The following is a 23,239-nucleotide window of genomic DNA, read 5'->3' as shown; positions in this document are numbered from 1 at the left end:
CGCCGCGTTTCGATCAGGGCCGCGTCGCGTAGGTCCAGGTCACCGCGTCGGTGAGCGGCGCGGTGCCTGTCGTACGCGCCTCGACGCGGTTCTCGCCTTTGGCGAGGTCGATCGTCCAGACGGCCATGCGGTCGGCTACCGGCACACTCGTCCAGGCACCACCGTTGAGGCGGAATTCGACCACGGACTGATTGGAGAAGGCCATCACTTTCACCCGTTGCGTGCGCTTGGCGACATCGCGGCGGCTGGTGAGATGGAGCATCGGCTTGTCCGACCAGTTCGCCTGGTACCAGAAATAGGCGTCCTTGGGCTTGCGATCCTCGGTCACCAGCCCCTTGTCGTTGATCGCCGGGCGGTCGCCCTCGTTGCGCTTGAACGAGGGGAAGTCGATTCCGACCCAGACAAAGGTCGACCACAGGAAGGGCCGCTTCTTCATCTCAAGCCAGTGCTTGATGTGGAAATCGGTCTGGTACTGCTCCGGGTGCCAATAGCCGTTGGACTCGGGGCGCTTCACCACCGGGTCCTCCTGATGGAGCAGCGAGGCGCCGGCGCCATATTCGCTGACCCCGATCGGGCGGGTCGGCAGCTTGGCGTGGAGTTCGTCCGCCCAGGCGCCGATGTCCTCCGACTTGGTCCAGTACCAGCCGAAATAGCGATTATACGATACGGTATCGCTGTGCAGCGCGACCGGATCGCTGTCGTCGAGGCAGCAATGCGCGTAGGTGGTCGGGCGCAGCGGATCGAGCGTCTTGGCGGTCGCGTTCAGCTCGGCGAGGATGCGGTTGGAGGCGGCATCCGACTTGCGGATTTCGTTGCCGATCCCCCACAAAGCGACCGAGGGGTTGTTGTACGTCTGTGCGATCAGCTCGCGCATCTGCTGGACGAGGTTGATGCGGAATTCGTCGGACTGGTCGTGATCGTCGATCAGCGGGACTTCGGTGAGGATGAGGATGCCGAGCTCGTCGGCGCGATCATAGACACGCTGCGGGTGCTGCATGTGCGCGAGGCGAATGCCGGTGACGCCCATCTCGTCGAAGATCTTCAGATCCTCGTCGATCTCGGCCTGAGTCACGATCGGGCCACGGCCGAAACGGGACGGGTGTTGCAGGTTGACGCCGTAGAGAGGGTAGTGCTTGCCGTTGAGCAGGAAGGTACCGTCGGGCCTGACCGCGACGGTGCGCACGCCGAGCGGCACCCACTGGCTGTCGACGACCTGCCCGTTCGCGACCACTTCGCTTTTGACGCGATAGAGATAGGGCGACTTGCGGCCTTCCCACAGTTTGGGTGCCTTGAGCGTGAAACGCTGGTCGACGGTGCCGCGCGCGCCGGCCGCAAGGGTGAGCGGGCTGCGCTGCGTGGCGACCGCTTTGCCCTGGGCATCGACAAGGCGGGTGACGATATCGAAGCGTGCGGGCGCACTGCGGTCATTCACGACCGTCACGGTCGCGCCGACGGCGGCGCTGTTCTTACCCAGTGCCTCGGTCCGCGCCCTGATCCCTGGCCCGGCATGGTCGAGCCGATCGAGATGTAGGTCAGGCGTCGCGATCAGCTTCACCTCACGATAGAGGCCGCCGAAGATATTGAAGTCGCCGTTAAGCGGCGAGATGTGCGGGTTCTTCGCATTGTCGACGCGGACAGCGAGAAGGTTCTCGCCCGCCTTGAGCTTGCCGGTGACGTCGAAGCGGAACGCGGCATAGCCGCCCGCGTGGGTGCCGAGCTTCTCGCCATTCAGCCAGACATCGGCCTTGAGCGTCGCGCCGCCGAAATGGAGCAGGTAGCGCGTGTTGGCGAGCGGCTTGTGGTCGAGCTTGAGCCGGTACCAGGCCGGGCCGCGATAATAGACGCCCTCGGGTTCGCCGCGCGCCTTGGCCCCGCCGATGCCCGAATCCTCGGCGTTATAGGTGTGCGGCACCGCGACCTGTGCCCAGCGCGCGTCGTCGAAGCCGGGGGTCTCGGCGCCACGCACGTCTTCCTTCACGAAGCGCCAGCCCTGAGCGAGCGGGACCTCTTGCGCGAGCCCGGCTGGGGCGACGACCAGTGCGACGAGGCACAACAGGCCCTTCTTGATGAACGCGATCATGCCACTGCTCCGGTGAGAGACTGAATCGATCCGACCGCGATGTTGCGGCTGTCGGCGCTAGCACGCACCGCTACCTCACGCGGTTTGGGCGAAGTGATGCGATCGATCACCGCGCCGTTCACATTCTCCAGCGCGACGGTGGGCCGTGCGTCGGAGGTTGCGGTGTCGAAGCCGCAATCAGTGACGCTCAAATTGCGGACATGGCGCGCGTAAAGGCCGTGCGCGGGAAGCGTGCCCATGAAGCTGGGTTCGAGGCTGGAGTTCCGCCGTTCGGGGACGGTGCGGTTCGCATCCGCCTCGGTTCCGCCGCCCGCTGCGGTGACATGAACACCCCGGAAGCTCACATCCTCGATGACCCCGTCCGGGATGCCGACGACGCCACAGGGATATTCCATCCGCGCGCCCGAGACCTGGATATCGGTAAAGCGCACGCGGCGGACCTTGGCGACCCCGGCCCCCTTCGGCGCACGGTTGCGCGCGGAAAGGCGGAGGAAGATCGGGTGGTTGACCGGATTGACGAGATTGATGTCGCGGAAGGTAACATCTTCCAACACCCCGCCGTCGATCGCGCCGAGTTGAAGCCCGCGCGCATTCTCGCTCACGCAATCGGCGATCAGGATGTTGCGGAAGCCGGTCGCGCTGTCCGTGCCGAGCTTGATCCGGCCAAGCACCCCGACCTTGTCGGGTGCGAGATAGGGCGACTTGCGGTAGGTGCCATCGAGTAGGGTACCGAGTAGATAGCCGCTGGTCTTGCAGCCGATCACCTGCACATCTTCGCAGAATACCGGTCGCTGGAGCGCATAGCTGCTCTTGAGGACGATCGCGTCGTCCTTGGGCGCGTTGACCACGCAATTGGTGACGCGCGCATCGCGACAGCAATCGATGTCGATTCCGTCGCGGTCGGTGTCCACGGTCAGCCCGTCGATGCGGACATTGGTGCAGCCCAGCACGTAGCAGGCGAAATGCCCGCCCTGCAGGATCGAGAAATCCTTGAGCAGCACATTGCGGCAGCGGGTCAGGCCGATCGCCTTGTTGCCGCGCCCTTCATACTCCATCTCGAGCGGGATCGCGCGACGCGCCGCGTCGGCGGAAAGGCCCAACTCCTTCGGCGATTTCCACCCCTCGATCCCGTGCCAGCGCGGCGGCGGGCCTTCGCGGTCGAGGCCGAGGCCGTGGATCAGTCCGTGGCCAATGATCGCGATGTCGCTGACCCCGTCGCCATGGATCAGGCTGTTGTGGAAGTGCGCCAGGCCATAGTCGACCAGTTGCTCCTCGAACACGCCTTCGGGGAGATCATACTGGCCCTGGTGCTTCTTCGGGTCCGCCGCCTCGATCACCGATCCGGGACTGAGGACGAGCGTGATGTGGCTCTTCAAGCGGATCGAGAAGCAGAGGTAGCGGCCCGGCGGAACGATGATGCTGCCGCCGCCCTTGGCGCTCGCCGCCTCGATCGCGCGGTTGAAGGCCGGGGAATCCACCGCCTTGCCATCGCCCTTGGCGCCATAGTCGCGGACATTGTGGAAGCCGGTCAGCGATCCCGTCGCCCGGACCGGAACCGCGCTCGTGGCCAATGCCGCCCCTGCCCCAAGCAATGCCGTCCGGCGGCTGAACTCCGCGCGTGCCTCAAGCACCAGTCTCTCCCATCCCGTTTATTGTATGATGTATTACGAAGTGGAGATTGGCAAGCCTGAAGGCTCAGGAAATCACGTTGCGGTCCCGGTCGAGATGGAGGGTCAGGTCGGCGCGCGCGGGCATCTCGTGCAGGATCGCGCGGGTGATCCGCTCGTAATGCTGGATGAAGCGGGCGACCTGTATGTCGCTCATCGCCAGCGCGGGATCGCGGCCCTGCGCGGTAAGGGTGTCGCGCAGGGCCGCTTCCTGTTGCGACCGCCAGCCCCGCACCACATCGAAGCCCGGCGCGGCAAGCAGCACCAGTCGGTCGATCCGAGCGAACAGCCTTTGATAGGGGCCGGCGAGCGCGGCGTTGACCGCGCGGCGCCAGATGCCGTCCGGGTCTTCGGCGCGTTCGAAATCGTTGACGGGCGTAATGAGGTCGGCAGAGGGCTGCGCGGCGGCGCCGATGCACCAACCCTCAAAGATCAGCAGGTCGAGCGAGCCATCGACGGCTTCCCATTGTGCTTCCGGGAGCGGTTCGTCGCTTGCCTTGTCGAAGCGCGGAAGTCGAACGGCTTGCCCTGCCCTGACCGCATCGAGGATCGCGCAACCGAGCGCGACGTCATGGGTCAGCGGAACGCCGCGCGTGGCGAGCAAAGCGTGAATATCGCGCGCCAGACCCGCCCGCGCCATCTTCCCGAAATAGAGATCGTCGAGCGAAAGTGTCGCGGCACGAATGCCGAACCTCTCGATCAAGCCGCGCGCGAGGGTCGATTTGCCGCTGCCCTGCGATCCGCAGATGCCAAGGATCAGCGGGCGCGGGCCGAGCCAGCCCTTGACCGCCCGAGCGACAATCTCAAGCGACGCGGTCAAGCGGTTCGCGCCCGGCGAAGAAGGCATCGAGATTGTCGGCAACCTTCATCCCCATCGCCTCCCGCGTCTCCAAAGTAGCAGAACCGAGATGCGGCAACAGCACAGCATTGGGAAGGCCGGTCAGCGCCGCTTCGACCGCCGGCTCGCGTTCGTACACGTCAAGGCCGGCGGCGGCGATCGTGCCGGCCCTGAGCGCTTCGGCCAGCGCGGATTCGTCGATCAATGTGCCCCGGCCGGTATTCACCAGAACCGCGTCGCGCTTCATCGTCGCGAGCGCCTTCGCGTCGATCATGTGCCGGGTCGCGGCACCGCCGGGCGCGTGGAGCGAGACGATATCGGCGACCCGCAACAGACTGTCGAGCGAGGCGTGATAGGCGGCCTCAGGCACATCGTCGGCGCGGTTACGGCTGTGGACGACGACCTTCATCCCGAACGCCTTCGCCCGCTCGGCGACGGCGCGCGCGATGCGGCCATAGCCGACCAGCCCCAGCATTTTGCCGCGCAGCGAGCGGCCGAGCAGATGGGTGGGACGCCAGCCAGTCCATTCACCCGCGCGCAGCTCGCGCTCGCCCTCGCCCGCGCGTCGCGTCGCCATCAGGATCAGGGTCATCGCGATATCGGCGGTCGCGTCGGTGAGGACGTCGGGCGTGTTGGTGACGGTCAGGCCGGCCTCGCGCGCGGCGGCGAGATCGATATGCTCGAACCCCGCGCCGTAATTGCCGATGATGCGGGCGCGACGGGCATCGGTCAGGATGACGTCGCGGGTGATCCTGTCGGTGACGGTCGGGCAGAGCGCGTCATGGTCGCGCATCGCCTGTGCCAGCGCGGCGGCGTCCATCGGCAGGTCAGCTTCGTTGCGCGTCACATCATAGCGGGCGGCCAGACGTGCTTCGACCGCTTCGGGCCAGCGGCGGGTGAGGAGAATCTTCGGTTTCGCCATGATGAGTTCCAACTACCTCCCGTCACCCCGGCCTTGTGCCGGGGTCCACCCAGTCCCACCGGTGAAGCAAGAGCCTCTCGTTCCACGCTTGCCTCCCGGTGGACCCCGGCACAAGGCCGGGGTGACGGCACAGGAGGCGGATGTCCGTTCGTAGTGGCTAGCGCCCTAGCGCCGCCGGAACACCGGCGCACGCTTCTCAGCGAACGCCGCGCGGCCTTCCCTGGCATCGTCGGTGGCGAAGCAGATCGCCTGCAGGTCGCGCTCATAATCGATCGCCTTGTCCCATGGCATCGTATGCGCGGCGCGAAGGTTGAGCTTGGCCGTCTCCGCCGCGATCGGCGCGCGGGAGGCGATGGTCGCGGCGATTTCCTGCGCACGGGCGAGCAGGGCATCGGGCGCCACCACTTCACTGACTAGGCCCCAGGCCAGCGCCCTTTCGGCATCGATCATGTCACCGGTGAGCAGCATCAGCGCGGCGTTGGACGCGCCCATCGAATAGGTCAGCCCCGCCGCCATCCCGCCGCCGCCGATCCAGCCGAGCTTGATCTCTGGCGCGGCGAAACGGGCGTTGGTGCTGGCGATGCGGATGTCGGCGGCCATCGCCGTCTCGAGCCCGCCGCCCAGCGCATAGCCGTTGATTGCGGCGACCACCGGCTTGCGGCAGGCGCGCAGCGCGTCGCAATAGTCATCGCGATTGCGGAAATCCCATGGCGTCGCATAGCCGTCGAGCGTGGTGATGTCCGACCCGGCCGAGAAGGCTTTCTCCCCCGCGCCGGTGATCACGACGCAGCGTACTGCGTCGCTGGTGTTGCACTTGGCTACGGCGGCGATCAGCGCGGCGGCCATTTCGGGCGTCAGCGCGTTGAGCTTGGCCGGGCGGTTGAGGATGATGGTGGCGACATGGTCAGCCACGGTGAACAGCAGGTCGTCGGTCATGTCTCGGCTCCGGCCGGATGGTGCGTGCGGTAGAAGGTTTCGAGATCGTCGAGCACGGGATCGGCGGCGTCGCCGTCGAGCAAGGCCGCGCGCAAGCGCGCCGAAGCCGCGGTCTGGAATGCGATGGCGCCGTCGTGACGCGGACGAAGCAAGGCGGCCTCGACGGTGGCGAGAGTCGCGGCGAAGAAGCCGCCGGTCGCGGCGTTGACCGCGACGTCCTGCCATGCCGCGCGGAGTGCGGGCTGGCCGTCATGCTGCGGGATGAAGCCGCGCTGCACCGGATCCGACATCAGCCAGCGCAGGTGATCGAGCAGTTCAGCGGTGACCTGGCAGCGCTTCGAGATGCCGATGCCGGTGCCGCCAAGAGTTGAGCCAATGCGGCCGTTTGGCCCCTGCGGCGCATCGGCGAACCCCACGCTTCGTGTGGCATAATTCACATAGCCATAGATCAGCGGGCAGAGGTCGATCCCCTCACCGCGCTCGATCGCGCCGAGCATGGCGATTGGATTGAGGTCGCGCGCGCGGCGGGTGGGGTCGCCGGTCAACGCGGCCATCAAGCCATAGGCTTCACGGGCGATACCGCGCTCCATGAAGGTGTCGCGCGATGTAGCGGGTGCGAGACCGAGCGCGCCGCAGATCGACTGGAAACTGAGGATCGCGTGTGGCCCGGCGAGCGACAGGGCAACGGCGTGATCCGCGGCGAAGGCGGGGAGCTGCGCCCAATCGAGCGGGGGTAATGCCACGCTCTCTCGCCGGTACGCCATCACCTGCGTCGCGGCGTCGAGCGGCAGCGCCCAGTGCCTGCCCGCGTAGTTATAGCTGGCCAGCGACGGTCCCGCGACGGCACCGCGCCACATCGCGATCTCGTCGGCGCCGAACAGATCCTCGACCGGCACGAGGCAGTCCGCCGCCACGGCTTCGCCGACATGCGGGTGATCGAGCACAACCAGGTCATAGCGCGCGCAAAGGTCGCCGATGGGGTGCGATTCGAACCCTTCGAGCGGGTGCTTGTCCCAACTCAATGCCAACCTGTCCGTCTGCGCCGCGGCTGCGAGCGCATTGTAGCCGCGCGGATGATCCCAGGTCAGGCCGCGATATTGGGGGGTACTCATGCGTGCTGGCGGACCACGCCCGATGCGATCAGCGCTTCGACCGCGACATCGTCCAGCCCCGCCTCGCGCAGCAGCTCGCGGCTATGCTCGCCGACCAGCGGCGCACCGCGTTCGACGGTCGAGGGAGTCTTGGAGAAGCGGATCGGGAAGCCCGGCGCCTTCACCCGCCCCTCGGTCGGATGGTCGTACTCGACGAAGGTGCCGTTATGCTGGATCTGCGGATCCGCGACCAGATCGGCATAGCCATAGACCGGCCCGGCCCAGATATCGCGCGCGCGCATCGCTTCGAGCCATTGCGCGCTGGTGCGCAGCGGCAAATGCTCGCGCACCTTGGCGAAGATCTGGTCGCGCAGCGCCCAGCTGTCACGCTCGTCGTCGAGGCCGTCGAAGAAGCTATCCGCGAACAGCTCACCGAGCTTCTTGAGAGAGGCCATGGCGACGGTGATGTAGCCGTCGCGCGTCGCGAACACGCCATAGGGCGCGCGGATATAGCTGTGCGCATGCGGCTCGGCCGAGCGCGCCTGCGGCTTGTCGCCGATGGTGAACACCGACAATTCCTGCATCTGGATCGTGGTGATCGCGTCGAGCATGTTGACCTGGACGAGTTGTCCCTCGCCCGTCCGCTCGCGGTGGAACAAGGCGGCGAGCGCGCCTTCGAACGCCGAATAGGCGGTAATCGCGTCGACCAGATATTGTCCGGCGGCGGACGGTGGCGCGCCCTCGGCCCCAGTCGACATCATCGCGCCGGACATGCCCTGGAGCAGCAGATCCTGCCCCGGATAGTTGCGATACGGCCCATCCTCGCCATAGCCCGACATCGAGACGTAGATCAGGCGCGGGTTGATCGCACTGAGTGTCGCGTAGTCGACGCCCAGCCGCTCGGCGACGCCGGGGCGGTAATTCTGGAGGAAGACGTCGGCATCCTTGACCAGCTCGAGCAGCAGCGCCTTGCCTTCCGGCGCCTTCAGATCGACCGCGAGGCTGCGCTTGTTGCGGTTCAAGGAGAGAAACGAGACGTTGATCTGGTTGCCATTGGCGCCGCCGGCGCTGGCGTGGCGCTGCCACTCGCCGGTGATCGGCTCGACCTTGACCACGTCGGCGCCCATGTCGCCCATGCGCTGCGCCGCGAACGGTCCGGCCATCGCGATCGAGCAATCGAGCACGCGGATGCCGCTCAGAATATTGGTCACTTGGTCTTCCTCAATTCATGGTCCAGCCGCCGTTGACGTGCAGCGTCTGGCCGGTGACGAAACCGGACTCGTCGCTCGCGAAAAAGGCGATGGCGTTGGCGATGTCATGGGCGGTGCCGCGGCGCTTGATCGCCTGCGCGTCGAGCACCATGCGGGTATAGCCTTCGGGATCGGGATGGATCTTCTCGGCATCGGTCGGGAAAGCGCCCGGCGCGATCGCGTTGACGGTGACGCCATAGGGGCCGAATTCGCGCGCCCAGGCGCGGGTCAGGCCGACCAGCGCCATTTTCGACGCGACATAGGGCGACAGGTTGGCCCAGCCGCCCGACACCGTGATGCTGGAGATGTTGACGATCCGCCCGAAGCCACGCGCGCGCATGCCGGGCAGCGCCGCCTGCACCGCGACGATACCGGCATCGACATTGACGCGCTGGACCGCCTGATGTTCGTCGATCGAATACTCCTCGAACGGCTTCGAGGGATAGATCGCGGCGTTATTGATGACGATGTCGAAGCCGCCGGCCTCGGCGATCAGCCGATCGAGCGTGGCGCGGAACCCGGTCAGGTCGGAGAGGTCGGCGGTCGAAACGATGAGCTTGCCCGGCCCCTTGTCCTGGGCGGCGGCCTTGAGCGCCTCGACCTTGGCGAGGTCGTTGTCGATCGCGACCACCGTCGCGCCGCGCTCGATCAGCAACAGACTGGTGTCGAGACCGAGACCGCCCGCAGCGCCGGTGTAGAGGACGACCCGCCCCTTCACTTCGCGCCACCGATCGGCGGGAAGTTACCCGAGGGCGTTGGATAGTCGTCGGCCGGCTGGAGCGCGACGCCCTCGATCCGCTCCACCGCGTCGGCGACCGCCGCCGTATCGGGGAGGATGCGGAAGACGCTGTCGTAGCGGCGCGCTTCGCCGTGTTCGAGCCAGATCAGCTCACCACGCTCGCGGGCGAAATCCTTGCCCATGACGTGGTTGGTCGAAGGCTCGATGCCGACGGCATAGTGCCCGGCGTGAAGGTTCTGCCATTCGTACATCGCCGGGAACTGGTCCTTGCGCGTCTCGACCTCGAAGCCGAAGCCGATCGCTTCGTTGACCACAGCCACATTGACCTTGCCGTCCGCATCAGCGGCCATGTCGTGCTGCCACACCTGTTCGTGGAAATTGACGATCGGCGCGGGGAAGGCGCGGTAGCCGGTGTTCTGGCCCCGATAGTTCGCCTCATGCGCGGCCCAGATCACATCGCGGATCGGCGCGACGTAGCGCGACCCCTCCGCCACCACCGGGTGGCTGACATTGATATGGTAGCAGTACATATGCGGCGTGCGGTAGAAGCCGTGATTGACCACGCGGTCGTGCAGCCGGATCTCGTCGCCGCCGACATCCGCTTCGATTCGGCGGATCAGGTGAAGGTCCTCGCCGAACACGGTCGATTGCTGGACGACTCCCTCGGCCCATAGGACGCAGCGATCGCCTTCCCAGCTTTCGCCATAGCCGGTCAGCCGCGCGGGGATGGTGCCGATGCGGCCGTGAAGCGACGAGGAAACCGTCTCGCGCGGGCCGTAGTGATAATGGCCGGCGCGGTCGTCGTGCATGAACAGGACATGGTCGAGGCCGCAGGTGATGAGCAGCCCGGACATTGAGCGGAACCAGCCAAGCCCGCCCTCGCCCTCATAGTCGTGCAGCCCCGGATGCCGGAAGCCGGAGGGCGAATGCCAGCCGACCGCGCGGCCGTTATGCTCGCACTCGGCAATGTCCATCGCGCGATCGACCAGGACGGTGAAGCGCAGGCCGGAACCGGTGCGGAATTCGAGCTGACGCACGCCGCGCTCCACCCCGTCGCCCAATGTCGACAGGCGCACGCCCGCGAATTGCGAGAGCGAACCCGATCGCGCCGCAAGCTCACGCCGATTAAGAGTCTCGCCATAGAGCCTCGGCACCATCCCGCTCCATCATCATATTGTACGATGTATGATGTTTAGGGCAGGATGGCGCTTTGCGTCAATCGACGTTGCCGGAGAATTCACCCATGCCTCTCGTCCGCCGCTGCTTCGCCGTCGATCTACACGACGATCCCGGGCTGATCGCCGCCTATCGCCGCTGGCACGAACCGGGCGGGCCGCCGCCGGCGGTCAACGCCGCGATCCGTGCCGACGGGGTCGAGTCGCTCGAGATCTGGCTGGTGGGCGACCGGATGTTCATGATGATGGAACAGGATAGTGACCGAGCGCCCAACCCGGAGGCGAAGCGGGCGCGCGACGCCGCAAACCCCGAGGTTGCAGCATGGGACAGGCTGATGGCGAGTTTCCAGAAGCCCCTCTCGTTCGCGCCCGATCAGACCTGGGTCGAGATGGAGCGGATCTATTCGCTGGGAGAGCAGGGCTAGCCCCCTTGGGATCGTCATTCCCGCGAAGGCGGGAATCCATTGCGGCTTCCGATGTGGCTCTATCCGAAAGACCAGCCAGAATGGATCCCCGCCTCCGCGGGGATGACGGTAAAAGTGTGAGTCTAACCCCGCGGCTGCGCCCGGCGCTTTTCCCACGATCCGGCGATATGCTCGCGCATCGCAGCGCTCGCCCGATCGGGATCCCGCGCGGCGATTGCCTCATAGACCTTGCGATGCGCGGCATGGGTGAGCTTCACATGCTCGACGCTGAGCTTGCCCGAATAGCCATGGGTACGCAGCGCTTCGGACTGGATGCCGTCGATGATCGCCTTGCTCAGCCGATCGCCGGACATGTCCATGATGATGTCGTGGAAGCGCAGATCCTCGACCACATAGGCCGATGGGATGGTCACCAGCGTTTCGAGCTTGTTGATCTGTCCGGCCAGTTCAGCGACCGTTTCGGGCGTGGCGTTCGCCGCCGCCTTGGCCGCCATCGCCGATTCGAGCAGCGTGCGAACCTCCGACAGATTGTCGAGATAGCGCAGGCCATCCTCGCCCTGGAACAGCGCGGAAAGGATCATGGGATCGAGCATGTTCCAGGCGCGGTCGCCGCGCACGATCGTGCCGCGCCCTTGCTGCGAGACCACCAGCCCCTTTTCGGTCAGCGCCGTCGTCGCCTCCCGCACCACGGTGCGGCTGACGTCATACATCTCACACAACATGTTTTCCGGCGGCAGCGCGGTGCCGATCGGATAGGTGCCCATGACGATCGCATTCACCAGATCCTCGACCACCGCGGTCGACAGGCGCGGGCGGCGGCGAACCCGCTGATGCGCGGCCGTTGCTTCGCTATTCATTCGGCTGTCTCGCTCACCCGGTTCAATTCCCAGTCGTTCTTGTACGCGCTCGTCCAGAAAGGGTGAAGCGGGAAAGCCCGGTCCGTCAAGGGCTTGCGATTCCGGAAGGTTGCAGTTTTCCGGGGGCTTGCGGATTTAGAAAGATAATACATACTATGTTTCGACAGCAGGCGAAGCAATGCCTGGCATAGGGGCGTTACCAAGCATGAAGATCACCGGATACCGCAGCCTGACGACGACCCATGACTGGGGACGTCCGGTGGGCGACGTCAACGGGGTGGTCGAGAGCGGTGTGACCGAGGTACCGATCCTGTTGCTGGAGACCGATGGCGGGCTGACCGGCATCGGTCTTGGCCAGCACCGCGATATCGAGCGGGTGTTCCCGGCGGTCGAGGGGCGGGACCCGCGCGCCGTCACGGCGCTGTACGACTCGATGCTCGCGCATGTGTTCAAGAGCGGCCATGCTGGCGCGACCTATGGCGCGATCGCCGCGGTCGACATGGCGCTGTGGGACCTCAAGGCCAAGATGGCGGACGAGCCGCTGTGGCGCACATTGGGCGCGCTCGACCGGTTCGTGCCCGGCTATGCCTCAGGCCTGTGCTACGGCCTGTCGGACGAAGCCTTTGCCGCTCATTACAGCGACTGGGCGGCGCGCGGCTTCGCCTCGGCCAAGATCAAGGGCGGACGCGACATCAGACGCGACATCGATCGGCTGTTGACGGCGCGCGATATCCTGTCGGCGAACACCAGCCGCCCGGCGATGATGCTCGACGTCAACGAAGCGTGGAACGTCAAGCAGGCGGTGCGCCACCTCGCCGAGATCGAAGCCAATCTCGACCTCACCTGGATCGAGGAGCCGGTGCGCCGCTGGGACGTCGAGGGCCATGCGCGCGTCTCCCGCGCCTGTCGCGCGGCCGTGGCGACGGGCGAGAATCTCACGGGTCTCGACCAGTTCGCGCCCCTGTTCGACGCGAAGGGCGTCGACGTGGTCCAGACCGGCAGCGTCTGGGGCATCACCCATTTCCTGCGCGTCGCGACCGCCGCGCACGCGCGCAATCTGCCCGTCTCACCCGTCGGCTATAACGCCAACCCGGTGGCGCACGCCGCCGCGGCGATGCCCAACATGATCGGGATCGAGGTTCAGGACTGGAAGGCGCCGACGGGGCTGAGCATCGATCAGACGATTACCGATGGCGGCATCCGGCTGGGCGACGTGCCGGGGCTTGGCATCGCCATCGACGAAGCTGCGCTTGCCAATGGCGTCGCGGCGGGCTGGAACAGCGCGGGCGGCCCGCACCGCCGCGCCCGCCAGGCGGGACTGCGGCTGGTGCCCGACGGGCCGCAGGCGGCCGAGTAAGAACGGACAGAAGAAGCGATTCCCGGAGAGATCATGGCCAGCGTCGCCGACACCCACCCGGCTCAAGCCCCTTCCTATGTGCTCGGGGGCCAGCGGCTGAAGCTTCAGCTGTCGCTGATGGTCAATTTCTTCCTGTTGATGGCGCTCTACAGCGGCGTGATGGGGGTGCTGTTGCCCAACCAGATCGCCGAGCTGGATGAGGCGTCCAAGGTCGGCAATCTCGCACTGATGTTCGGGATCACCTCCGTGTTCTCGACCCTGACCACCCCGATCGCGGGTGCGTTGTCGGACCGCACGCGCAGCCGCTGGGGCCGCCGCTCCCCCTGGATCGCAATCGCGTCGCTGATCGGATCGGCAGCGTTGTTCGGCGTGTCGTGGATGACCAGCTTCTGGTCGCTGATGGTGCTATGGGTAATGGCGGCGGTCGCCTATAATTCGATGCAGCCGGCGATGACGACGCTGATCGCCGACCGTTTCGCACCCGAGACTCGCGGCGCCGTCAGCGGCATCGTCGGCGCCGGGATGACCGCGGGTCTCACCGCCGGGACCGTCGCGGCAGGCTATCTCGCAGGGGAGCGCGTGTTGGCCTATGGCCTGTTCGCGGGCGCTATCGCCGCCTCGTGCCTCGCCTTTGTCGCGATCAACCGCGAGCCGCCGAGCGACCATCTGCCCCACCGTCCGGTGCATTGGCTGGAGTTCCTCAAGGGCTTCTGGATCAGCCCTCGCGAACATCCCGATTTCGCCTGGGCGTTCGCCAGCCGCTTCTTCATCTATATGGGCTATCAGGCGGTCGCGACCTATCTGCTCTACATCCTGCGCGACTATATCGGCCTGGCCAAGGACGCATCGAACATCGCCATCGCCAATATGGCGATCGTCACGCTGATCTGCCTTGTCGCCTCCTCGCTCATCTCGGGCTGGCTTTCGGACCGGTATCAGGCGCGCAAGCCATTCGTGATCCTCGGCAGCTTTATCATGGGCTGCGCGATGATCGCGCCGCTCGCCGTCCCGACGATGCAGGGCATGTGGGCCTATGCCGCGATTATCGGGGTCGGGTACGGCATGTTCATGTCGATCGACATGGCGCTGATGACCCAGGTGCTGCCCAAGCGCGCGCTCGGCGACGAGGGCAAGGATCTCGGCATCCTGACTACCGCCGTGAATATCCCTCAGATCATCAGCCCGATGATGGCCCTCGCGCTGCTGAGCGCGTTCGACAACGACTATCGTTCGATCTTCTGGGCGGCGATCGTCTTCGTGTTCGGCTCGGCGCTGTGCGTGCTGCCGATCCGCAGCGTGCGCTGATCTGGCCCAATTTATAATACGTATGATGATAATTTGACATACGGATTGGCTTGCGCCATTCTGACGTCAAATAATGATGTTCGAGGAGGGGAAGATGAAGTTTCGCCGTGCCCTGTTGCTGTCTGCCGCCGGAAGCGCGCTGACGCTGGCGCAGCCGGTCCTTGCACAGGACGCGCAGACCGACGCGGCCGCCCCCGCCGAAGAGGAAATCCTGGTCACCGGCATCCGCGCTTCCGAGCGCGCCGCGATCGACATCAAGCGCAACGCCGTCAGCGTGGTCGATTCGATCGTTGCCGAGGATCTGGGCAAGCTGCCCGACCAGAATGTCGCCGAGTCGCTCCAGCGCGTCACCGGCGTGACGATCGAGCGCAACCGCGGTGAGGGCCGCTACGTTACCGTCCGCGGCTTCGGTCCCAAGTTCAACGCGGTCACCGTCAACGGCCGCACGCTCGCGACCGACAATAACGGCCGCGAATTCTCGTTCGACGTGATCCCGTCGGAAGTCATCTCGGGCGCCGACGTCTACAAGTCGCCCCAGGCGAACTTCAACGGTTCGTCGATCGGTGCGACGATCAACGTCAAGACGCTGCGCCCGCTCGACCAGAAGCAGGGCTTCAAGGTCGCCGCGTCGGCGACCGGCATGTGGTCGGAAATCGCCGACAGCTGGAACCCCGAATTTTCGGGCGTGGCAAGCTGGAAGAACCAGTCCGGCACCTTCGGCGTCGCGCTCGCCGGGGTCTATTCCGAACAGGACAACCGGATCGACGAATTCACCATCGGCGCAGGGCATGTGAAGCGCTCGGCGGGCGATTCCTATTACAACCTCGCCGGGGTCTCGCGCGGTCGGATCGGCGCGGGCGTCCAGAATTTCAGCGGCGTCTCGATGCCGTCGAACCTTTCGCCCTTCTTCTTCGAGCGCAACCTCAAGCGCTGGGCGGTCAACGGCTCCGTCCAGATGCGCCCGAGCGATACGCTCACCGTCACGGTCGACACGCTCTACTCCAAGGCACGCTTCCGCGAGCAGCAGACCGGCCTCGCCTACGACTTTGCCGGCGGTATTCTCGCCGAACAGGTCGTGCAGGGCGGCAGCGTCGTCAACGGTGTGCAGACCGGCGGCGAGGCGGTCTACCAGCGCTATACCGGCGGCTTCGTCGATCAGATCATCCAGTATGACGACCGCGACGTCACCACCGACCAGTTCGGCATCAATGTCGACTGGCAGCCCACCGATACGCTGCGTGTCCGCCTCGACGGGTCGCTCTCCGACGCGCGCCGCCGCGGCAAGGAGAACAACCTCTTCACGACGATCCGCCGCAAGGGCGTCGACATGTCGTTCGACCGGCGCAGCGGCAGCCCGATCTACGACTATGGCTTCACCAGCCCCAACTACGCCAATGCCGCGACCAACCCGCAGGGCGTCACCGCGCATTATTATATCTGGGGCGGCGGCTCGAACATCGACGACGAGATCGAGGAATATAAGGCCGATATCGAGTGGAAGCCGGGCAACGGCAATCTGACGCTCTATGTCGGCGCGCTCGCGCAGAGCCGCATCAAGACGATCACCGCCGACGAGACCCCGTTCGGCGAACAGTGCACCTATTGCGACTCCAACCGCACGCTGCCGCAGTCGCTGTTCGCGCCGACCGACCGCTATTTCTTCTCCGGCGGCGGCGGCAACATCATCCGCGACTGGCTGATCTACAGCCCGCAAGAGCTGATCCGCACGATCGACCAGTTCGCCGCGCAGGACGGCAAGACGTTCAACCCCGCGGTCTTTTCGCCGTCCGGCTCGTCGGTGGTGAACGAGAAGGTCAAGGCCGCCTACGCGATGGCGGCGTGGCAGGGCCAGCTCGGCGGCATGGATCTCGCCGTCAATGTCGGCCTGCGTTACGAGGATACCGACTATACCTCGTCCGGCGCATCCCGGCAGGTGCTGAGCGCTCGGCCGACCGGTGGCGGACAGAACACCATCGTCGTCTCGCCGGTGCAGCCGATCAGCTTCCGTGGCAAATATCATGACTGGCTGCCGTCGATTAACGCGCGACTGAACGTCACCGACGACTTCATCCTGCGTTTCGCCGCGTCGAAGGTGCTGACGCGCCCGACTTTGTCGGACCTGTCTCCGCGCCAGACCATCCAGACGAACCCGGGTAACGAGACGATCCGTCGCGGTAACCCCGATCTGCAGCCGTTCCGCGCCAAGCAGGTCGAGGCCGGTGCCGAATGGTATTTCGCGCCCGGCTCGCTGATCTCCGCCGCCGCTTTCTACAAGGATATCCAGTCCTTCGTGACGCTGACCACCACGCCGCAGCTCGTCGATCAGGTGACCTTCCAGGTCACCGTGCCCGACAATGGCAAGGGCGCGACGGTCAAGGGCTTCGAGATCGGCTATCGCCAGTCGTTCGACAATTGGCTGCCCGCCCCGTTCGACGGTTTCGGCCTCCAGGCGAGCTACAACTACACCGACTCGAACGCGGAATATCGCAACGCCGTCGCCAACGTGTCCTTCGGCCTCGAAGGGCTGTCGAAGAATTCGTACAGCCTGGTCGGCTTCTACGAGAAATACGGCGTGCAGGCCCGTGTCGCCTACACCTATCGCGACAATTTCCTGCAGGTCGCTTCGGGCCGCAACGGCGAGCCGGAATATTTCGACGCCTATGGCCAGCTCGACGTCAGCATGTCCTATGATGTCGGCAAGCACTTCACCGTCTTCGCCGACGCGATCAACCTCAACAACGCCAAGGAGTTCATCTACTCGGTGAGCGAGGATCGCACCAAGGAATATCGCAAGACCGGCCGCCGCGTGTCCGCAGGTGTCCGCGTCCGCTTCTGACAGCCGCCTGCCACCCCTCCCCGGCACGGCTCAGGGGTGCTTCGTCACGGTCCACCGGACCTTGACGGGGCACCCCGCTTCTTTTCGGAGCGGAATCGCTTGGTAAATGGCGGATGGAAATACGCGGCGCTTGGCCGCATAGAGGGGACTCGGCCGCGCGCCCTGCCCCTCAGCCTGGGTCACGCCGCAGCTGGAAGCGAGGGGCAGGAACGGGTGTTACGGGTGAAGGATCAGGCGGCGATCGGCGTGGCGAGCGAGCGGGACGAACCCCGTTTCGGTCGGTTCGCGCGCAACATTCGCTCCAGCCACGATCAGGTGGCGCAGATTCTGGGCCACGAAATCCTGTCCGGCGTCATCGCGCCCGGCGAGAAGCTGCCGCAGGAGGCGGAGATCCTCGCTCGCTTCGGCATCTCCCGCACCGTATTGCGCGAGGTGTTTAAGACGCTGACCGCCAAGGGGTTGATCGTGTCCAAGACCCGCGTCGGCACCACCGTGCTTGACAGCGCGCACTGGAATTATTTCGACGCTGACATCCTGGCGTGGAAGGCCAGCCAGGGCTTCGACATGACGTTCCTGCGCGACCTGGCCGAGGTCCGCGTCGCGATCGAATCCGCCGCGGCGCGCGCCGCCGCCGATCGCCGCACCGACGCGGATCTGGCCGAGATGCGCCGCCACCTGGCCGGGATGCGCGACGCGACCGACAGCGCGCGCGACTTCGCCGAGGCCGATCTTCAGTTCCACAAGGCGATCGGCAACGCATCGGACAATGCGCTGATGCGCTCGCTCTCCGCGGTGATTGAGACCGCGCTGATGGCGTCGTTCCGGATGAGTTCACCGGTCAACGAGGCCGAGGCGCACCAGACCAGCGTCCATGGCCATGGCGAGATCGTCGACGCGATCGAGGCGCGCGACGGCGAACGCGCGGCACAGGCGATGCGCCAGATCATCGGCCATGGGGTCGAGCGGATCGAGAAGAGCACGGCCAAGCGCCGCAAATAGCCCCCTTTCCATCGTCACCCCGGCACGAGGCTGGGGTGACGGCTGGGTGCCAACGCGGTGGTGACGATGAATCCGCATGTCGATCCGCACGGCTTCGATTGGTTGCGCGCCACCGATAATAATACTATTATATTTTCAATTCTCCGCGAATCCGAAGAGATTCGAAAGGAGGGCGAACGCCTATGGAGGGATTGGATGACTGACGGTCTATCGCGGCGACACTTCATGCACTGCGCCGCATGCGCGACCACCGCTGCCGGTATGGGCGCGTTGCCCACGAGCGCTCTTGCCGCCACCCAGGCCTCCGGCGCCCTCAAGGGCAAGGAAGCGATGCGCGAATTCGCCTATGGCAAGGTCAAGCTGACCGGCGGCCGCATCAAGCGCCAGTTCGACCATATCCACGCGCATTTCCTGGCGCTCGACAATGACCGCATCCTCAAGGTGTTCCGCCAGAATGCGGGCCTTCCCGCCCCCGGCCCCGACATGGGTGGCTGGTATGACAAGGACGGCTTCGTCGCAGGCCTGACGATGGGGCAGTATATCTCCGGCCTGGCGCGCTATGGCGCCGCGACCGGCGATCAGGCGGCGCACGACAAGGTCAAGCTGCTGGTCAGCGAATGGGGCAAGGCGATGGTCACCGCGACCAACCCCTATGCCGGCCCCAAGGCGCAGGCGCAGTGGGCCGCCTATGTCATGGACAAATATGTCGTCGGACTGGTCGACGCCTATCGCCTGAGTGGAGCGGAGCAGGCCAAGACGCTGCTGCCGATCATCATCGAGAAGTGCCGCCCCTATATCTCGCCGGTCTCGCGCGACCGCATCGGCAAGACCGAGCCGCCCTACGACGAGACCTATGTCATCTCCGAAAACCTGTTCCATGTCGCCGAAATCACCGGCGACCGGAAGTACCACGACATGGCGGTCCATTACCTGCTCAACAAGGAGTGGTTCGACCCGCTCGCCGCGGGCGAGGACGTGCTGCCGACCAAGCACGCCTATAGCCACACCATCGGCAACGCATCGGGCGCGCAGGCTTTCCTCCATCTCGGCGACGAGAAGTACAAGAAGGCGCTGATCAACGCGTGGAAGTTCATGGAGCCGCAGCGTTTCGCCTCGGGCGGCTGGGGGCCAGAGGAGCAGTTCGTGGTGCTCGGCCAGGGCAATCTCGCCAAGAGCCTCAAGACCTCCAAGGCGCATTACGAGACACCGTGCGGCGCCTTCGCGGACTTGAAGCTCGCGCGCTATCTGATCCGCTTCACCGGTGAGGCGCGATATGGCGACGGGCTCGAGCGCTCGCTCTACAACACGATGCTCGCCACCCGCCTGCCCGACAGCGACGGCGGCTACCCGTACTATTCCGATTACGGCGCGCAGGGGCAGAAGCGTTACTACCACCAGAAATGGCCATGCTGCTCGGGTACGCTGGTTCAGGGCGTCGCCGACTATGTCCTCAACGCCTATTTCCACGACGACGACAGCCTGCTGGTCAATCTCTACACCCCGTCCGAAGTGACGTGGGACCGCCCCGGCGGCGCGGTCGAGCTGGTGCAGGAAACCGACTATCCCGTCGCCGACACGGTGAAGCTGCGCGTGCGCAAGGCCGGCAATGGCCGCTTCGCGCTGAAGCTGCGCATCCCGCACTGGACCAAGGGCGCGACGCTGCGGGTCAACGGCAAGGCGCAGGCGACGACGCCGGGCCAGCTCGCCACGGTCAGCCGTGTGTGGAAAGCCGGCGACATCGTCGAACTTACGATCCCGCAGCCACTGCGCACGCTGGCGATCGATCCGGAGAACCCGAACCTTCAGGCGGTGATGCGCGGCGCGGTGATGTATGTCGGGCTCAACCCCTGGGAGGGCATCGATCAGGAGACGATCGCGCTCCCGGGCGCACTCACGCCAATGCCCGGCCATGCCGAATCCTATCGGGCCAAGGTCGGCCAGCGGAACCTGGTGTTCGTGCCCTATTACGCGGTCGATACAGAGCGCACGACGACTTACTTCAAGACCGCGTGATGACCCGCGTCACCGCCACCTATGAGATCGAGACCGCGTTTCCGCTGCAACAGGCGGCGGAGACGATGGCCGGCGAGCAGTCGACCGGCACCTTTGTCCGCGTTCCGGGCGAGACCGACGAACTTCGCGAGGCCCATGCCGCACGGGTCGAGCAACTGGTCGAGCTGGGTGAGGTCGTCGAACCCGCGCTGCCGGGATCGGGACTGCCGAAGCATTGGGACGGCAAGCGGCGCCGGGCACAGGTCGTGCTGTCGTGGCCCGTGTCCAACATGGGGCTGTCGCTTCCAAACCTGCTCGCGACGATCAACGGTAATTTGTCCGAGCTGAAGGCGTTTTCGGGACTGCGGCTGATCGACATCAGTCTGCCGCCCGAATTCCTCTCCCGCTATCAAGGGCCGCAATTCGGCGTGGCGGGCACACGCGATCTCGCAGGCGTGCATGACCGCCCGATCATCGGCACGATCATCAAGCCCAGCGTCGGCATGTCGCCCGAAACCACCGCTGCGCAGGTGAAGACGCTGGTCGAGGCCGGGATCGACTTCATCAAGGACGACGAGCTGCAGGCCGACGGTCCGCACTGCCCGTTCAATGAGCGCATCAGCGCGGTGATGCGGGTGATCAACGACCATGCCGACCGGACCGGTAAAAGGGTGATGTTCGCCGCCAACCTCACCGGCGAGATCGACGAGATGCTCGCCCGCCACGATCATGTCGTTGCGGAAGGCGGCACCTGCATCATGGCAAGCATGAACTCGGTCGGCCTGCCCGCCATGAAGGTTCTGCGTGCGCACTCGCAGCTTCCGATCCACGGACATCGCAACGGCTGGGGCATGCTCGGCCGTTCGCCCGCGATCGGCATGAGCTACATCGCTTTCCAGAAGCTATGGCGCCTCGCCGGCATCGACCACACCCATGTCAACGGCATCGACAACAAGTTCTGCGAGAGCAACGAGAGCGTGATCGCCTCCGCGCGCGAATGCCTGACGCCGATGTTCCCGGCGCCGCACAAGGGGTGCGAGATCATGCCGGTCTTCTCGTCCGGCCAGTCGGCGAGACAGGCCGCGCCGACCTTTGCCGCGCTGGGTAGCATCGACTGCATGTTCGCGGCGGGCGGCGGGATCATGGCGCATCCGGCCGGTCCGGCGGCGGGCGTCCGCGCCTTGCAGCAGGCTTGGGAAGCGGCGGTCGCCGGCATTCCGGTCGAGCAGGCCGCGGGCGACGCCCCCGAACTGAAGGCGGCACTCGGCGCGTTCGGCGGCTGACCGTATCGATTCAGGCAGACCTCGCGCCTCTCCACTCCGTCGTCACCCCGGCCGAAGTGCCGGGGTCCACCGGGAGGCAAAGGGAAGAGCAAGAGGATCGAGTTCTGTCAGCGTGGATGAGTGGATCCCGGCACTTCGGCCGGGATGACAGAGGGTTCCGAAGCCGAAATGTCGAACCAAACCAGCCTGCCCGCCCCGCTCTACGCCTTTATCGGGGACGATTTCACCGGATCGACCGATGTGCTTGAGCAGCTGGCCGAAGGCGGCGTGCCCGCGGTATTGTTCCTGCGCACTCCCGACGCGGCGCTGCGCGCGCGCTTCCCACAGGTACGCGCGATCGGCATCGCCAGCGACGCGCGCAGCCGCTCGCCCGAATGGATGGACGCCGAACTGCCCGCGATGTTCGCGACACTCGGTGATGCGGCGCTGGTCCACTACAAGACTTGCTCGACCTTCGACAGCGCACCGCATGTTGGATCGATCGGACGGGCGCTCGATATCGGCGTGCGGACATTCGGCGCACCGAGCGCAATCGTCGTCGCAGCGCCCCATCTCGGACGTTACGTCGCCTTCGCCAACCTTTTCGCGGCGGCGAGTGACCGGGTCCACCGCCTCGACCGCCACCCGACCATGTCGCACCATCCGGTCACGCCGATGCACGAGAGCGATCTGATCCGTCACCTTGCCGCGCAGACCGGCGCGAAGATCGGCCATGTCCCGCTCGACCGTCTCCAGGCGGGTGAGGCCGAAGCGGCGTTCGATGCGGTGAGCGGCTGTGACGCGGTGTTGTTCGACGGCACGAGCTTCGCCGATCTTGCCGCGACCGGCGCGATTCTGCGCTCGCAAGGCATTCGCTTCGCCGCGGGCAGCTCCGGCGTGACCCGCGCGCTGGTCCTGGCATGGACAGCCGAGGGGCTGATCGCGGGCGCGCCGGAAGTCACGCGGGCTGCCGAAACCGATCGATTGCTGGTGGTAAGCGGGAGCTGCTCGCCCGTCACCGCACGCCAGATTGCCCGGAGCGCCGCCGACGGCTTTGTCGCGGCGCGCGCGAATGTACCGGCGCTGCTCGAAGGATCGTCCGCCGAGGAAGCGCGCCTCACCGACGCCGCGCTCGCCGCGCTGGCACGAAATGGCCGGGCACTGGTGACTTCGGCCGAAGGGCCGCTCGACAGCGATGCTCCGGCAGCGGGTGAGAAGCTGGGTCAGGCGCTCGGCCGTATCGCCCGAGACGTCATGCGCCGGACCGCTCTCAAGCGCCTGCTCTTCGCGGGTGGCGATACCTCAAGCCACGGCGTTGCCCAGCTCGGTATCGACGCCCTCACCTGGACCGCGCCAGTCGAGCGCGGCGCGCCGCTGGTCCGCGCCCATTCGGCCGATCCCGCGATCGATGGGCTGGAGCTGGTGCTCAAGGGCGGGCAGATGGGCCGCGATGATTTCTTCGAAACCGTGCGCCGGGGCGGCTAAGGAGGCGTCGACCGCGAACGGAG

At 65.8% G+C, this 23,239-nt stretch carries 18 protein-coding genes; 8 read left to right on the top strand and 10 right to left on the bottom strand.

Annotated features, from left to right (window positions below):
• Positions 1-13 precede the first annotated feature (13 nt).
• The 9 genes from AC07M1_RS02920 to AC07M1_RS02880 all read right to left on the bottom strand — a co-directional run bounded on the left by AC07M1_RS02920 (position 14) and on the right by AC07M1_RS02880 (position 10,680).
• On the bottom strand, positions 14-2,080 hold the full coding sequence (locus tag AC07M1_RS02920; RefSeq protein ID WP_495161070.1) for a glycoside hydrolase family 2 protein: 2,067 nt from the start codon (positions 2,078-2,080) through the stop codon (positions 14-16).
• Positions 2,077-3,711, bottom strand: coding sequence for a rhamnogalacturonidase (locus AC07M1_RS02915; RefSeq protein WP_495161069.1), 1,635 nt, complete (start codon positions 3,709-3,711; stop codon positions 2,077-2,079). The genes AC07M1_RS02920 and AC07M1_RS02915 overlap by 4 nt, the downstream gene beginning before the upstream one ends.
• Positions 3,712-3,775: 64 nt before the next feature.
• Positions 3,776-4,567: a kinase gene (locus AC07M1_RS02910; RefSeq protein WP_495161068.1), complete on the bottom strand. Its 792-nt coding sequence runs from the start codon at positions 4,565-4,567 to the stop codon at positions 3,776-3,778.
• The gene (locus AC07M1_RS02905) at positions 4,551-5,507 is read right to left on the bottom strand and encodes a 2-hydroxyacid dehydrogenase (protein WP_495161067.1); all 957 of its coding nucleotides are present in this window, start codon (positions 5,505-5,507) and stop codon (positions 4,551-4,553) included. Before AC07M1_RS02905 ends, AC07M1_RS02910 begins: the two co-directional genes overlap by 17 nt.
• 165 nt (positions 5,508-5,672) lie before the next feature.
• Positions 5,673-6,443: an enoyl-CoA hydratase/isomerase family protein gene (locus AC07M1_RS02900; RefSeq protein WP_495161066.1), complete on the bottom strand. Its 771-nt coding sequence runs from the start codon at positions 6,441-6,443 to the stop codon at positions 5,673-5,675.
• Positions 6,440-7,555 carry a type 2 periplasmic-binding domain-containing protein gene (locus tag AC07M1_RS02895; RefSeq protein ID WP_495161065.1) on the bottom strand — a complete coding sequence of 372 codons (1,116 nt, stop codon included), beginning with the start codon at positions 7,553-7,555 and terminating at the stop codon, positions 6,440-6,442. Before AC07M1_RS02895 ends, AC07M1_RS02900 begins: the two co-directional genes overlap by 4 nt.
• Positions 7,552-8,745 (bottom strand): CaiB/BaiF CoA transferase family protein, encoded by a 1,194-nt coding sequence (locus tag AC07M1_RS02890; RefSeq protein ID WP_495161064.1) that lies wholly within the window; start codon positions 8,743-8,745, stop codon positions 7,552-7,554. The genes AC07M1_RS02895 and AC07M1_RS02890 overlap by 4 nt, the downstream gene beginning before the upstream one ends.
• A gap of 10 nt (positions 8,746-8,755) precedes the next feature.
• Positions 8,756-9,502: an SDR family NAD(P)-dependent oxidoreductase gene (locus AC07M1_RS02885; RefSeq protein WP_495161063.1), complete on the bottom strand. Its 747-nt coding sequence runs from the start codon at positions 9,500-9,502 to the stop codon at positions 8,756-8,758.
• Positions 9,499-10,680 carry an aldose 1-epimerase family protein gene (locus AC07M1_RS02880; protein ID WP_495161062.1) on the bottom strand — a complete coding sequence of 394 codons (1,182 nt, stop codon included), beginning with the start codon at positions 10,678-10,680 and terminating at the stop codon, positions 9,499-9,501. The genes AC07M1_RS02885 and AC07M1_RS02880 overlap by 4 nt, the downstream gene beginning before the upstream one ends.
• Before the next feature lie 86 nt (positions 10,681-10,766).
• Between AC07M1_RS02880 and AC07M1_RS02875 the strand changes: the two genes are divergently transcribed.
• Positions 10,767-11,123, top strand: a complete 357-nt coding sequence (locus AC07M1_RS02875) for an L-rhamnose mutarotase (protein WP_495161061.1) — start codon at positions 10,767-10,769, stop codon at positions 11,121-11,123.
• Between the two features lie 122 nt (positions 11,124-11,245).
• Here AC07M1_RS02875 and AC07M1_RS02870 read toward each other — a convergent pair whose 3' ends face one another.
• Positions 11,246-11,980, bottom strand: coding sequence for a FadR/GntR family transcriptional regulator (locus tag AC07M1_RS02870; protein ID WP_495161060.1), 735 nt, complete (start codon positions 11,978-11,980; stop codon positions 11,246-11,248).
• A gap of 205 nt (positions 11,981-12,185) precedes the next feature.
• Here AC07M1_RS02870 and AC07M1_RS02865 point away from each other — a divergent pair, with 205 nt between their 5' ends.
• The 7 genes from AC07M1_RS02865 (at position 12,186) to AC07M1_RS02835 (ending at position 23,216) form a co-directional block, all read left to right on the top strand.
• Positions 12,186-13,337 (top strand): mandelate racemase/muconate lactonizing enzyme family protein, encoded by a 1,152-nt coding sequence (locus AC07M1_RS02865; protein ID WP_495161059.1) that lies wholly within the window; start codon positions 12,186-12,188, stop codon positions 13,335-13,337.
• A gap of 33 nt (positions 13,338-13,370) precedes the next feature.
• On the top strand, positions 13,371-14,642 hold the full coding sequence (locus AC07M1_RS02860; RefSeq protein ID WP_495161058.1) for an MFS transporter: 1,272 nt from the start codon (positions 13,371-13,373) through the stop codon (positions 14,640-14,642).
• A gap of 94 nt (positions 14,643-14,736) precedes the next feature.
• Positions 14,737-17,478, top strand: coding sequence for a TonB-dependent receptor (locus tag AC07M1_RS02855; protein ID WP_495161057.1), 2,742 nt, complete (start codon positions 14,737-14,739; stop codon positions 17,476-17,478).
• A 222-nt stretch (positions 17,479-17,700) separates the two neighbouring features.
• A complete protein-coding gene (locus AC07M1_RS02850; protein ID WP_495161056.1) occupies positions 17,701-18,477 on the top strand; it encodes a FadR/GntR family transcriptional regulator in 777 nt (258 codons plus the stop codon).
• Positions 18,478-18,672: 195 nt separating this feature from the next.
• Positions 18,673-20,490: a beta-L-arabinofuranosidase domain-containing protein gene (locus AC07M1_RS02845; RefSeq protein WP_495161055.1), complete on the top strand. Its 1,818-nt coding sequence runs from the start codon at positions 18,673-18,675 to the stop codon at positions 20,488-20,490.
• Positions 20,490-21,752 (top strand): ribulose-bisphosphate carboxylase large subunit family protein, encoded by a 1,263-nt coding sequence (locus AC07M1_RS02840; protein ID WP_495161054.1) that lies wholly within the window; start codon positions 20,490-20,492, stop codon positions 21,750-21,752. Before AC07M1_RS02845 ends, AC07M1_RS02840 begins: the two co-directional genes overlap by 1 nt.
• A gap of 144 nt (positions 21,753-21,896) precedes the next feature.
• On the top strand, positions 21,897-23,216 hold the full coding sequence (locus tag AC07M1_RS02835) for a four-carbon acid sugar kinase family protein (RefSeq protein WP_495161053.1): 1,320 nt from the start codon (positions 21,897-21,899) through the stop codon (positions 23,214-23,216).
• Positions 23,217-23,239 lie beyond the last annotated feature (23 nt).

It is taken from the genome of Sphingomonas sp. GW821-FHT10C01 (assembly GCF_059415525.1).
Note: the sequence above shows the minus strand (reverse complement) of the source record. Positions and strands in the feature narration are given on the sequence as shown.

Excerpts from the sequence above, each read along its gene's own strand:
- AC07M1_RS02895 (WP_495161065.1), bottom strand. The coding sequence starts at position 7,555 with ATGAGTACCCCCCAATATCGCGGCCTGACCTGGGATCATCCGCGCGGC.
- AC07M1_RS02875 (WP_495161061.1), top strand. The coding sequence starts at position 10,767 with ATGCCTCTCGTCCGCCGCTGCTTCGCCGTCGATCTACACGACGATCCC.
- AC07M1_RS02900 (WP_495161066.1), bottom strand. The coding sequence starts at position 6,443 with ATGACCGACGACCTGCTGTTCACCGTGGCTGACCATGTCGCCACCATC.
- AC07M1_RS02855 (WP_495161057.1), top strand. The coding sequence starts at position 14,737 with ATGAAGTTTCGCCGTGCCCTGTTGCTGTCTGCCGCCGGAAGCGCGCTG.
- AC07M1_RS02880 (WP_495161062.1), bottom strand. The coding sequence starts at position 10,680 with ATGGTGCCGAGGCTCTATGGCGAGACTCTTAATCGGCGTGAGCTTGCG.
- AC07M1_RS02845 (WP_495161055.1), top strand. The coding sequence starts at position 18,673 with ATGACTGACGGTCTATCGCGGCGACACTTCATGCACTGCGCCGCATGC.
- AC07M1_RS02905 (WP_495161067.1), bottom strand. The coding sequence starts at position 5,507 with ATGGCGAAACCGAAGATTCTCCTCACCCGCCGCTGGCCCGAAGCGGTC.
- AC07M1_RS02840 (WP_495161054.1), top strand. The coding sequence starts at position 20,490 with ATGACCCGCGTCACCGCCACCTATGAGATCGAGACCGCGTTTCCGCTG.
- AC07M1_RS02865 (WP_495161059.1), top strand. The coding sequence starts at position 12,186 with ATGAAGATCACCGGATACCGCAGCCTGACGACGACCCATGACTGGGGA.
- AC07M1_RS02835 (WP_495161053.1), top strand. The coding sequence starts at position 21,897 with ATGACAGAGGGTTCCGAAGCCGAAATGTCGAACCAAACCAGCCTGCCC.
- AC07M1_RS02920 (WP_495161070.1), bottom strand. The coding sequence starts at position 2,080 with ATGATCGCGTTCATCAAGAAGGGCCTGTTGTGCCTCGTCGCACTGGTC.
- AC07M1_RS02860 (WP_495161058.1), top strand. The coding sequence starts at position 13,371 with ATGGCCAGCGTCGCCGACACCCACCCGGCTCAAGCCCCTTCCTATGTG.
- AC07M1_RS02870 (WP_495161060.1), bottom strand. The coding sequence starts at position 11,980 with ATGAATAGCGAAGCAACGGCCGCGCATCAGCGGGTTCGCCGCCGCCCG.